The organism is Myroides sp. TSA_177.3, assembly GCF_052691955.1.
The window spans coordinates 362,384-374,741 of the sequence record NZ_JBQZGD010000003.1 but is presented as its reverse complement, the minus strand read 5'-3'; the positions used below and the strand labels follow the sequence as shown (position 1 = coordinate 374,741).

The 12,358-nt window shown below is 37.0% G+C and carries 11 protein-coding genes; 6 read left to right on the top strand and 5 right to left on the bottom strand.

Annotation, left to right across the window (positions count from 1 at the left end; all coding sequences use genetic code 11):
* Both ACUTSE_RS05480 and ACUTSE_RS05475 read left to right on the top strand, forming a co-directional pair.
* A partial coding sequence (locus ACUTSE_RS05480; RefSeq protein ID WP_445639508.1) for an OmpA family protein occupies positions 1–265 on the top strand: 265 nt, incomplete at its 5' end.
* A gap of 133 nt (positions 266–398) precedes the next feature.
* Positions 399–1,778: a hypothetical protein gene (locus tag ACUTSE_RS05475; RefSeq protein WP_445639507.1), complete on the top strand. Its 1,380-nt coding sequence runs from the start codon at positions 399–401 to the stop codon at positions 1,776–1,778.
* Between the two features lie 53 nt (positions 1,779–1,831).
* Here the strand turns inward: ACUTSE_RS05475 and ACUTSE_RS05470 are convergent, their stop codons facing one another.
* The 3 genes from ACUTSE_RS05470 to ACUTSE_RS05460 all read right to left on the bottom strand — a co-directional run bounded on the left by ACUTSE_RS05470 (position 1,832) and on the right by ACUTSE_RS05460 (position 4,147).
* Positions 1,832–2,620: a S1/P1 nuclease gene (locus ACUTSE_RS05470; protein ID WP_002988805.1), complete on the bottom strand. Its 789-nt coding sequence runs from the start codon at positions 2,618–2,620 to the stop codon at positions 1,832–1,834.
* An 11-nt stretch (positions 2,621–2,631) separates the two neighbouring features.
* Positions 2,632–3,141: an acyl-CoA thioesterase gene (locus ACUTSE_RS05465; protein WP_002988806.1), complete on the bottom strand. Its 510-nt coding sequence runs from the start codon at positions 3,139–3,141 to the stop codon at positions 2,632–2,634.
* Positions 3,142–3,220: 79 nt separating this feature from the next.
* Positions 3,221–4,147, bottom strand: coding sequence for an HU domain-containing protein (locus ACUTSE_RS05460; protein WP_445639506.1), 927 nt, complete (start codon positions 4,145–4,147; stop codon positions 3,221–3,223).
* A gap of 173 nt (positions 4,148–4,320) precedes the next feature.
* Between ACUTSE_RS05460 and dprA the strand changes: the two genes are divergently transcribed.
* Positions 4,321–5,430 carry a DNA-processing protein DprA gene (dprA, locus tag ACUTSE_RS05455; protein ID WP_445639505.1) on the top strand — a complete coding sequence of 370 codons (1,110 nt, stop codon included), beginning with the start codon at positions 4,321–4,323 and terminating at the stop codon, positions 5,428–5,430.
* A gap of 42 nt (positions 5,431–5,472) precedes the next feature.
* On the opposite strand, the gene trpS is transcribed toward dprA, so the two are convergent.
* A complete protein-coding gene (gene trpS, locus ACUTSE_RS05450; RefSeq protein ID WP_445639504.1) occupies positions 5,473–6,450 on the bottom strand; it encodes a tryptophan--tRNA ligase in 978 nt (325 codons plus the stop codon).
* A gap of 138 nt (positions 6,451–6,588) precedes the next feature.
* Here trpS and ACUTSE_RS05445 point away from each other — a divergent pair, with 138 nt between their 5' ends.
* On the top strand, positions 6,589–7,356 hold the full coding sequence (locus tag ACUTSE_RS05445) for a lysophospholipid acyltransferase family protein (protein ID WP_445639503.1): 768 nt from the start codon (positions 6,589–6,591) through the stop codon (positions 7,354–7,356).
* Positions 7,357–7,423: 67 nt separating this feature from the next.
* On the opposite strand, the gene recA is transcribed toward ACUTSE_RS05445, so the two are convergent.
* Positions 7,424–8,428, bottom strand: coding sequence for a recombinase RecA (gene recA, locus ACUTSE_RS05440; RefSeq protein WP_002988814.1), 1,005 nt, complete (start codon positions 8,426–8,428; stop codon positions 7,424–7,426).
* A 427-nt stretch (positions 8,429–8,855) separates the two neighbouring features.
* Here recA and ACUTSE_RS05435 point away from each other — a divergent pair, with 427 nt between their 5' ends.
* Both ACUTSE_RS05435 and trhO read left to right on the top strand, forming a co-directional pair.
* Entirely contained in the window at positions 8,856–10,829 is a 1,974-nt protein-coding gene (locus ACUTSE_RS05435; protein WP_445639502.1) for a KUP/HAK/KT family potassium transporter, read from the top strand.
* A 163-nt stretch (positions 10,830–10,992) separates the two neighbouring features.
* Positions 10,993–12,351 (top strand): oxygen-dependent tRNA uridine(34) hydroxylase TrhO, encoded by a 1,359-nt coding sequence (gene trhO / locus ACUTSE_RS05430; protein ID WP_445639501.1) that lies wholly within the window; start codon positions 10,993–10,995, stop codon positions 12,349–12,351.
* The last annotated feature ends 7 nt before the right edge of the window (positions 12,352–12,358 follow it).

Sequence of the window (12,358 nt, the reverse complement as noted above, 5' to 3'; positions counted from 1 at the left end):
GGTGAAAGTAATGAAGCGCAATCCAGAGATGCGCATCAAGGTAGGTTCGCATACAGATAACCGCGGAAGTGCGACGTACAACCAGAAGTTATCAGAGAATCGTGCAAAAACAACAGTTCAATATGTGTTGTCAAAAGGTATTGAAGCTTACCGATTAGAGTCACAAGGTTATGGACCAAGTGTACCGAAGATTGATTGTAAAGCGAACTGTACAGAAGAAGAGCACGCAATCAACAGACGTAGTGAGTTTGTGATCCTGAAATAGTTAAAAGAATTAAGTTTAGTATATTTTAAGAAGTCCTTACCATATCGGTAAGGGCTTTTTTTGTACCTTGGTTATAATTTGTTGGCACATTATTTGAAATACAACAGATGTTCAACTTAAATAGTGAAAGAAAATGAAGTTTTTATATTATAATATAATCATCTTGTTTTTTGTGTTCGCAACTTCGGTGCAAGCGCAAAATGCAGTAGTGACCGCTCAGAACTATGATATCAGTGATAACTTAGATCTACAAGCCGTTGCTTCTATTTTTGGGGATTCAAAAGACTTAGAGGATTTTGAATATCGCCTAAATGACCCTAGTTTACGCATCAATAACTTAGATTTAAATAAGGATGGATACGTAGATTACCTTCGCGTGATTGAAGTAGTAGAAGGAAATGCCCATTTAATCGTCATTCAAGCCGTTTTAGGCCGTGATATGTATCAAGACGTAGCTACAATAGAAATTGAGAAAAATAAGCGACGTAATCAAGTTTCTGTGCAAATTGTAGGAAATAGCTATCTGTATGGATCTAATTATATTTATGAACCAGTATATGTAGCCACGCCTCCTTTATTTAGCTTGTTCTGGGGTGTATCGTATCGTCCATATTACTCTTCGTGGTATTGGGGATATTATCCTTCGTATTATTCATACTATTCACCTTATCCAACACCAACGTATATGGTCCATGTACATAATCATATCAATTACAATAACCGATATGTGTATACAAACAATTACTACAGTAGAAGTACAAGAACGATGTACAATGATGTACGACGCGATTATTATGAACGATCAAATCCAAATAAATCGTTTTACGAACGAAATAACGGGTATACAAATAGCCGTGAATTAGCCAATTCTAGATCAGCGTACGCTGCTGAAGCGAGCAACAATAATAATTCATACTCGAGAAGTACAACTTCGTCTAGTACAAGTGGCAACACACGTGATATCAATCGAGTAGACAATGCTTATTATTCTAGAGGATCTTCTTCGAGTGCTGATAATTCATACAAAAGAGGAGAAGCTATCGGTAGTACAACGGATAATAGCAGTAATTCGAATTACTCAAGAAGTGGTTACAGCAACAGTAGTGCGAATTCGAGCACAAATTCGAATTATTCACGAAGCTCATCCAATTCGAATGCAACAAGTAATACGAACTACTCTCGAGGGAATTCAAGTTCGTCAAATTACAATTCCAGCAGTAGTAACCCTAGTTATTCCCGCAGTAGCAGTTCAAGTTCTTCGAGATCTAGTTCGAGCAGTAGCCCAAGCTATTCTCGTAGTTCATCAAGTTATAATTCTGGAAGTAGTAGTCCAAGTTATTCACGTAGCTCATCGAGTTATAATTCAAGCAGTAGCCCAAGTTATTCTCGTAGCTCGTCAAGCTATAGTTCAGGAAGCAGTAGTCCAAGCTATTCACGTAGTTCGTCAAGTTCGAGCTCAAGTTCAAGAAGTAGCAGCAGTGGATCTTCTTCCTCTTATTCAAGAAGTAGATAAATCATCAAGTAATAGAATAAAAAAAGAGCAAGTGAAAACTTGCTCTTTTTTTGTTAGTTATAGATTTCGTTTAACAGTTTCGCTAAACGCAGACCTCCTTTTAAAAGTTGTGCCTCTACAGTATCTTTGAAATCAAAGTGATAGCGGTAGCTTAAATTCTCATTTTCTTCCGCACTGTTGTAAAGAACATTGGCAATGGAATACGAATCAAAAATCCAATCCTCTAAACTGCCTTGTACCAAATTTTGGTTGTGTGCTTTATCGTGAATATCCAAAACAGTTGCATATTCGGTATAGCTATATTTGTCAAAATCAACCAAAGCAGAATCCCATAAACTGTGTAAATTCATTGGTTTTCTAAACCATTCTACTTTGACTCTGTTTCCTCCTAAATCTTCCGATCTTCCGATGTGTAACGGTTGATGTGCATCACCGATGATGTGGATCAAGAAATACAGTTTTTGTTGTTTTTCTTCTAAAGTCAGCGTGTTGCTTTTTAATTCATCAATGATCAACAGCGCTCTTTTGTATAGATTTTCATCTGTAGAGTTGCTCAATTCTTGATCAAAAGCAAGACGACTTAAATCACCAGGCATATTAACATAATGCCAACCATCTGCAAATTTCCAAGTTGGATCTGATTTAATAAAATCAGGCCAATTTGCCCAATAAGCCAATTGCTGATTACCGATGATTTTTTTGAGTTCTTTTTTCGCTTTTTTACTTAAGTTTCTTTCTGCTATCTCAGCAATAACGCGATGTCCTGTTGTTCCCCAAGCAAAGATTGCCGTAGTTTGCAACAAGCAAAAGGTTAAAGCGAAAGCTAATAAAATTTTTCTCATTGTTTGTTTTATTAATTAAAAAGAGCTTTTAATTCGGTAGCATCACTAGGTTTCATTTTTCCAGCCAATACTAAGCTCAATTGTTTTCTTCTCAAAGCAGCTTCAAAGCGTTGATGCTCTAAAGGAGTCTCAGGGATTAATTCTGGTACAGGTACTGGATTTCCCATATCGTCAACCGCTACAAAGGTATATATAGCCTCATTTGCTTTGGTTTTATTGCCAGATTCGCGATCCTCAATCCATACGTCCAAATAGATTTCCATAGATGAAGTGAAGGCTCTCGAAATTTTAGCTTCTATTGTAACCACACTTCCCAAAGGAATTGGTTTATTAAAAGCAACGTGATTGACAGAGGCTGTAACACATATTCTTCTTGAATGTCTCCTAGCAGCAATCCCTGCCGCTCGGTCCATACGCGCTAATAGTTCACCTCCAAACATATTGTTTAGTGGATTTGTCTCTCCAGGAAGAACTAAATCACTGATTATAGTAGCAGATTCAGATACTAATTTTGCCTTCATAAAAATATATTTTTAGCAAAGATAAAGACAAAGCAAAAAAAAACCGAACGTTTCGCGTTCGGTTGGTATATTTAACGTATTATTTAATAAAAATCCAGGCTTCCTTATTGGTAGTACGGTGAATTTCCTTTAAGGCATCTTTCGCTTCCTCATGTGAGATGAAGCTTCCGTATACCACAGGATACATTCCATATTTGGTACGACCTAAGAAAGAGGCATCTTCAAACCCTTTCTTTTTCAGGATTTCAACCTCAATAGCAGCATTTTCTTCACTGCGGAAAGCAGCAGCTACTAAGTGATAAGGTTTGGTGATGATGACTGTTTCATCTTTTACAGGCAATGCAATAGCGTCCATCGAAGGTTCAATGATAAAAGTAGCTTGTTGAAGCTTATTTTGAACCTGTGATTGAACGTTGTTCTCAATCGATAATGTTTGATCATTTACATAAGCCGTATAACCGTTTTGTACCAACACACTTCCAATTCCCATCGTTAACACTAGAACCGAAGCATATTTGAAGAAGGTAGCCGTACGTCTTGTTTTTCCAGTAGCAGTTTCAATCGCCACAACCAGTGTAGAAGGAGCTTCTTCTCTTTGGATAGACTGAACCCCTACAGCAGATAAACCGAAAGAAGTCGCCAAGTAATTCTGATTCTGAATAGGATCAAATTGCAAACTTTTTTCCTCATTATAGCTGAAGATACCGATTGATTCTAAGTTTAAAGAATCAAAAGAAGTCAAGGTGTTATTCCAATCAGCAACCATTGCTTGGATACGCGTAACTGCTTCCTCATATGAAAGGCGCTCTTGCGTAGCAATGTGATTCGCTAACAATCCATCATTGTTCACAATATTTCTATTAAAAGAAATTCGCTTTTGTGGAGGGAAAAACAATTGTTTTTCTACATCGTAAAAAGACGATTGGATTTCAGTGATAAAAGCACCAAATCCAGGAACAATAACGCATGGATAGCGATATAATAAGGCTGATATGTATTGAGTCATCTTCATAGTACAAAAGTAGTCTAAACCAATGGCTTAGCAAATAATAAGCTACATTTTTTTATTAACAATTTTATCGACCAACAGCTACTTCTTAAGTAATTGGTACTGAATGGTTAGATTTTTGATGTTACCTGTACTAAGGTAATAAAATTTAATTAATTAACATATTTTTAATGAGAGAAGAAGACTTGTTATTCACTTTAGCTTTAACCAAAGTGAATGGAGTAGGGCCAATTATAGGAAAGCGATTAATTGAAAATTTTGGTACAGCTAAAGCGGTTTTTGAGGCCTCTTATCAAGCTTTAATCGCCAAACGGGTCTCCGCATCGCTGGCGCAAGAAATAGGGCAAAAGAAGGGGTTTCATTGGGCGGAAAAGGAAATGAAACTAATGCAACAAGCAGCCATACAGCCGTTGTTTTATCAAGCGAAAGAATATCCGTACTTTTTGCGTCAATGTGATGATAGTCCGCTTTTGTTGTTTTCAAAAGGGAATATACCAGAGCATTGGTCTACGCGGAATGTGGTGAGTATTGTGGGAACTCGAAATCCAACAACTAGAGGATTAGATTTTTGCAAGCGTTTTATGGAAGCAGTACAAGAGTATAATCCAATTATCATTAGTGGATTGGCTTATGGAATTGATGTTTGTGTGCACCAACAAGCTTTGGCTTTTGGCTTGGAGACCTTTGGAGTCCTTGGCCATGGCTTGCATCGGATTTATCCTGAAAAACACACGGCTATAGCAGAAAAAATGAGTGAGAAGGGTGGTTTATGGACAGAGTTTCCCATTCAAAGTAAAATGGATCGGGAAAACTTTATTCAACGCAATCGCCTCGTTGCGGGGAGTAGTCAAGCGACGATTGTCATTGAAAGTGCAAAAAAAGGGGGCTCTATGAGTTCCATTACTTTTGCGAATGAGTATAATCGCGATGTTTTTGCGGTACCTGGTCGTATCGATGACCCGATGAGTCAAGGATGTAATGAACTGATTCGGACACATCGCGCACAATTGCTCAGTGATCCAATAGAGTTCATTGAGTTGCTAAATTGGGATAAGAATAAGAAGCCCACACAAGCGATTCAACCGAGATTGTTTGTTGATCTCAATGAAGAAGAACAAATCATATACGATTATTTGGTTCAAACGGATAGAGCAGTGATGGATCAGATTGCACTTCAATGTAGTCTACCCATTTACAAAGTGAGTACGATTTTATTGCAACTAGAATTACAAGGTCTCGTTCGACCGCTACCAGGAAAGTATTTTGAATGTATAAATTGATAAAAAAAAATAGGGCACCCAAAATGGAGTGCCCTTATGTTGTTATCTAACGGCGTAGCCTAGTTTTTCGCGAACGCGATTTAGCGTTGCTGTTGCTACTGTTGATGCTTTTGATGCACCCGCTAGTAATAAGCGATCTACTTCTTCTAAGTTGTTGATGTAGTACTCGTATTTTTCACGAACATCTTTGAATTTCTCTACAATAAGTTCGAATAATTCTTGTTTAGCATGTCCATAACCGTAGTTTCCACCTTCATACTTCATACGCATTTGTGCAATTTGCTCAGGCGTAGCTAGTAATTTATAAATGGTAAATACATTACATGTATCTGGATTTTTCGGTTCTTCTAATGGAGTACTATCTGTTTCAATACTCATCACTTGTTTTCTCAACGCTTTGTCGTTTTCAAAAATATTGATGATATTATTTCTCGACTTACTCATTTTATTTCCATCAAGTCCTGGTACAATCATAACATCTTCTGAAATTTTTGCATCAGGTAAAACGAAAGTTTCTCCCATTTGGTGGTTGAATCTTGCAGCAACATCACGGGTAATTTCTAAATGTTGCAATTGATCTTTTCCTACCGGAACAAAATTAGCATCGTACAATAAAATATCGGCTGCCATTAACATAGGGTAGGTAAATAAACCTGTATTAACATCAGCTAAAACCTCTGCTTTATCTTTAAAAGAGTGCGCTAAGGTTAAACGTTGAAAAGGAAAAAAGCAACTTAAATACCAAGTTAACTCAGTCGTTTGCGGTACGTCTGACTGGCGGTAAAAAGTTACATGATTAACATCTAAACCACAAGCAAGCCATGTAGCCGCAACACTATAGGTGTTTTCCTGTAATGTTTTCGCATCTTTTATTTGTGTTGCTGAATGTAAATTCGCAATAAAAATAAAAGACTCATTCTCTTTGTTGTTTGCCATTTCTACTGCTGGTAGAATTGCGCCTAAGAGATTCCCTAAGTGTGGAGTTCCTGTACTTTGAACTCCTGTTAGAATTTTAGCCATTGCGTGTTTGTATTTATAATAATAGCAAAGATATAGCATTTGTCGGGATTGTTTTTCTTTTTTTGATTTTCCTTGGTTTAACATTTCTTTATTTTTTACTTTTGAGAGGTTGCAAGCAATTTTAAAATGCATTGTTGAATGAAATACATCCGCACGTTTTTTAGTGTTATATGGCGTTTTTGGTTTTACCTCTGGATGCTTATAGTTATACTTTTATTGTCGCCTTTACTTTTTGTTACAATTTGGTCCGATCAAACCTACCCCGCTTTTTATAAAGTAGCGCGCTTATGGGCGAGATTGACTTTTTATGGCATGGGAATGTCCTATCAGATTGAGCAGGCTTACCCGTTAGAAAAAGGAAAGAGCTATATGTTCATTGCGAACCATACCTCCATGATGGATATTATGATGATGTTGCTGTTAGTGAAAGACAATCCTTTTGTTTTTGTTGGTAAAAAAGAATTAGCAAAGCTGCCTATCTTCGGGTTTTTCTATAAAAAGACGTGTATTTTAGTTGATCGTAAAGATTCAAAAAGTAGATATCAAGTATTCCAAAGTGCACAAAATAAACTCAATAAAGGACTGAGTATTTGTATTTTTCCTGAAGGAGGGGTACCAGACGATCGAAGTATTGCACTAGATAGTTTCAAAGATGGAGCCTTTCGTTTGGCCATTGACCATCAAATACCAATCGCTCCAATCGCTATGGGATACCTCAAATATTATTTTCCCTTTCAGTGGGGCATTGGTAAACCAGGGGTAGTACCTGTTGTTATTTTACCGCCAATTGAGACTAAAGGAGTTGGACAAGATCATAAAAAAGAAATTAAGGATCAAGCCTATCAAAGCATTCATCAAGTGATTACACAGTGGGAAGCAAAAAGAAGTCGTAAGGATAAAAAATAATAGAGTCTAAAAAAAGAGCCGCAACATCCATGGATATTGCGGCTCTTTTTTAGGTGAAAAGCTTGGATTAAGCTTCTCTATTTTTAATTTCTTCTTTGATTTTTAGTTCTAACTCTTCCATTAATTCTGGGTTGTCTTTAATCAAAGATTTTACAGCATCTCTACCTTGTCCTAGTTTGGTATCACCATAGCTAAACCAAGAACCGCTTTTCTTCACGATTTCATAGTCAACAGCTAAATCCAATACTTCCCCCACTTTAGATACACCTTCGCCATACATAATATCAAATTCTGCTGTACGGAAAGGAGGTGCTACTTTATTCTTTACAATTTTAACCTTAGTACGGTTACCAATTACATTTTCTCCATCTTTAATTTGTGTCGAACGACGAATATCAATACGAACTGAAGCATAGAATTTTAATGCATTACCACCCGTTGTTGTTTCAGGGCTACCAAACATAACCCCAATTTTATCTCTCAACTGGTTAATGAAGAAAACCGTACAATTCGTTTTGCTAATCGTTGACGTTAATTTTCTCAAGGCTTGAGACATTAAACGAGCGTGTAATCCCATTTTAGAATCTCCCATATCTCCTTCAATTTCTCCTTTTGGAGTCAAGGCAGCAACAGAGTCAATAACAACAATATCAATCGCACCTGAGCGAATCAAGTTCTCTGCAATTTCTAACGCTTGCTCCCCATTATCCGGTTGTGAAATGATTAAGTTGTCAATATCAACACCTAACTTCTGTGCATAAAAACGGTCAAAAGCATGCTCCGCATCGATAAATGCCGCAATACCTCCTGCTTTTTGTGCCTCAGCAATAGCATGTAGCGTTAAGGTTGTCTTTCCTGATGATTCAGGCCCATATATTTCAATTATTCTTCCTCTCGGATATCCATTCACACCTAAAGCTAAGTCTACACCTAATGAACCCGAAGAGATGACTTCAACTTCTTCCACAGCTGTATCTCCTAATTTCATTACAGTTCCTTTTCCGTAGGTTTTGTCTAATTTATCTAACGTAAGCTGTAAGGCTTTTAATTTAGCTTCTTTATCTGCACTCATTTTTTTGAAATATTGATTCTTAACTGATGTAAAAATAAGATAAAAATATTAGAGATATGGAGTGAAATGTAATTATGCTACAAATTGTAGCAAGAAAAGTGTTTTTGGTTGCTCTGTTTTTGAGGAGTAGCTACTTCGGAATGTCCGCAGGGCTTCAGAATCTGTCGTTTTTTCCTTCAAGTGGCGATTTTTTGTCGCTAAATCTATTGCGTATTGAGAGTTAAGCGCTGTTATTTTTTTAGTAAATCAATAATGTGGGTAAAAAATAAATAAAAATATAGGGGTGTAATTTAGGAATTCTTTGCCATAGTTGGGTTTGATTGTAAATTTCATATTTAATTTGGTTTTTGTATCGGCTTAGTTTATACCTTTGTAGAAATTTTACGTCAAGTTCACGGGATTCAATTATTTAAAATCTTATTTTGTGATGTCACAATCAAAATCGACGCATCTAGATCGCGTATCACTAGGCACACTATTAGTAACTTTAGGAATTATCTATGGGGATATTGGGACTTCTCCGCTATATGTGATGAAAGCCATCATGGGGAAAGCCATTATTCAAGAAGAAGTTGTTTTAGGCGCTATCTCTTGTGTGTTTTGGACCTTAACGTTACAAACCACAATTAAATATGTTTTTTTGACGCTAAAAGCGGATAACAATGGTGAAGGAGGGATCTTCTCGTTATTTACGTTAGTCAAAAAGCTGAAGAAACCTTGGTTGATCGTTCCTGCCATTATCGGTGGAAGTGCATTACTTGCTGACGGAATTATTACTCCTCCGATTTCGATATCCTCTGCGGTAGAAGGACTTAAAATTTATCAACCTGAATTAGCAACGATACCAATCGTGATTGGAATATTAGTTGGAATCTTTTTTATTCAACAGTTTGGTACCAAAACAATTGGACGATTCTTTGGTCCAATGATGATGATTTGGTTCTTGATGCTCGGTATTTTAGGTTTTAGCCATTTAATTGATAACCTAAGCGTGCTTAGAGCATTGAACCCATATTATGCTTTTCATTTGTTGACCATTCACTCGGAAGGCTATTTGGTGTTGGGATTTGTATTCTTGTGTACAACCGGAGCCGAAGCATTATATAGTGATTTAGGTCATTGTGGAATAAAAAATATCCGCATCAGCTGGATGTTTGTCAAAACGATGTTGGTGTTGAGCTATTTTGGACAAGGAGCGTTGCTTATTGAGCATGCCGGAAGTACCTTGATGGACTTATCTCCAAATTCAGCACAACCCGCAAATCCATTTTATTTGGTGATGCCTGATTGGTTCTTGCCTTTTGGAATTGGAATTGCAACATTGGCAGCCGTTATTGCCTCTCAAGCTTTAATTAGTGGATCATTTACCTTGATTAATGAAGCCATTCGACTTAACCTATGGCCGAAGGTTCGCGTGAAATTCCCAACGAATATTAGAGGGCAGCTTTATATTCCATCGATTAACTTCCTTTTATTTATTGGTTGTGTCTTTGTGGTGCTTCACTTTAAAGAATCCGGAAATATGGAGGCCGCTTACGGTTTGGCGATTACCCTTTGTATGATCATGACGACCATCTTATTGGGGTATTTTATGGTGCTCAAACGCGTACCTATGATTATTATCATCTTGGTGGAAATTATCTACTTATCTATTGAGGTTTCATTCTTTATCTCCAACGTACAAAAATTCTCGCATGGAGGTTATGTAACGGTGATTATTGCAGGTGTATTAGCTTCGGTTATGACTGTGAATTACCTAGGAAAAAAGATCAGACGCAATTATACGGATTTGGTGAATATCGTGGATTATCAAGATATTTTGACCGATTTAAGTCAGGACCAAACCATGCCGAAATACGTGACAAACTTGGTGTATTTAACCAATGCTTATAACCCTTCAAAAATTGAATACAAAGCCATGTTCTCCATTATTAACCGCCGTCCAAAACGTGCGGATAACTATTGGTTTGTCCATGTAAATGTGGTTGATGAACCGTATAAATCAGAATATAAAGTCGTCAAATATGGCGCACATCAAAATATACTGCGTATTGACTTTTACTTGGGATTCCGAAATGAACAACGCATCAATGTATTGATGAAACAAGTCGTAACGGAATTAATGCTGCAAGGTGAAATTGATATTACTACGCGTTATGAATCTCTACATAAAATTGATGCGATTGGCGATTTTGAGTACGTTCTAATTGAAAAAGAGCTGTCGTACGACAATGATTTACCAATGAAGGAGAAGATTATTCTCGATCTCTATGACTTCTTGAAAAAGATATCGTTATCAGAAGAAAAGGCATTCGGTTTAGATAGTAGTGCCGTGAAAGTAGAGCGTTTTCCTTTGATTATTAATCCGATTGAAGATCTACCTTTGAAGCGTTTAGAATAAAAAGGTATAATTTTATAAAAGGCTGATGTGTAGTGATATACATCAGCCTTTCGCATTTTAGTATTTGTTTTTTAAATCAAAAGCGTATCTTTGTCCTTTGAAATTCTTCCATTTAGAATTTCACTTCGTTTTTTTATTTATTCTACACTTAAATTTATATAGCATGCAACTGTATAACACATTAAGCGCAGAAGAAAGAGCAGAACTTATTGAACAAGCAGGAGAAAACCGCTTGACTTTGTCTTTCTATGCGTATGCCAAAATCGAAAACCCACAACAATTTAGAGATGATTTATTCCTCGCATGGGATGCGTTAGATGCCTTAGGTCGTACTTACGTAGCTCACGAAGGAATTAATGCACAGATGTCTGTACCAGCATCGAAATTTGAAGCGTTCCGCCAAACGTTGGAAGCGTATGATTTCATGAAGGGCATTCGCTTAAATGTTGCGGTAGAACAAGACGATTTGTCTTTCTTAAAGCTAACGGTAAAGGTTAGAAATAAAATCGTTGCTGACGGATTAAATGATGATACGTTTGATGTGACCAATAAAGGGATTCACTTAAGAGCCAAAGAATTTAATCAATTGTTAGAGGATCCCAACACCGTTGTGGTGGATTTCCGTAACCATTATGAAAGTGAAGTCGGTCATTTTGTGGGTGCTATTACACCTGATGTGGATACCTTCCGCGAATCATTACCAATCATCAAAGATCAATTAGAAGAAATCAAAGAGGAAAAAAACTTATTGATGTATTGTACTGGGGGGATTCGCTGTGAAAAAGCATCGGCTTACTTCAAACACCACGGATTCAAAAATGTTTACCAATTAGAAGGCGGTATTATTGAATATACCCGTCAGGTAAAAGATGAAGGGTTAGAAAGTAAATTCATCGGTAAAAACTTCGTATTTGACCACCGTTTAGGGGAGCGTATTACAGATGATGTAATTGCCAATTGCCACCAATGTGGAAAACCTTGTGATGTACACGTAAACTGTGCCAATGAAGCGTGTCACTTGTTGTTTATTCAATGTGATGAATGTGCAGGAAACATGCATGGTTGTTGTTCAACCGAATGTTTGGAGGTTATTCAATTGCCTGTTGAGGAACAAAAGAATTTGAGAAAAGGCGTTCAAAAAGGAAATTTGATTTTCAAAAAAGGACGTTCTGAATCGCTAAAATTCAAGAAGAATGTAGAAGGAGCGACTGAAATTCAACCGGTGAAAGTGAGCACCGTGACTCAAATTCGCAAAAAGCAAGTAGAGCGCAAAGTGTTAGTTGGAACGGTTCAACACTATTTTACGAAAGCAAGTGTAGGTCAGTTTGAGATTGATAAAGCAGTACAGCTGGGGGATAAAATTGCCATTGTAGGACCAACAACAGGAGATGAGCGTTTGGTTTTAGAAAAAATGTTGGTGAATGGGCAAGAGGTTACGGTAGCACAAACAGGCGACCGTATGACAATGGAACTAGGTTTCCGCGTGCGTAAAAACGACCAAATCTTTAAAATACTAGATTAAATATATA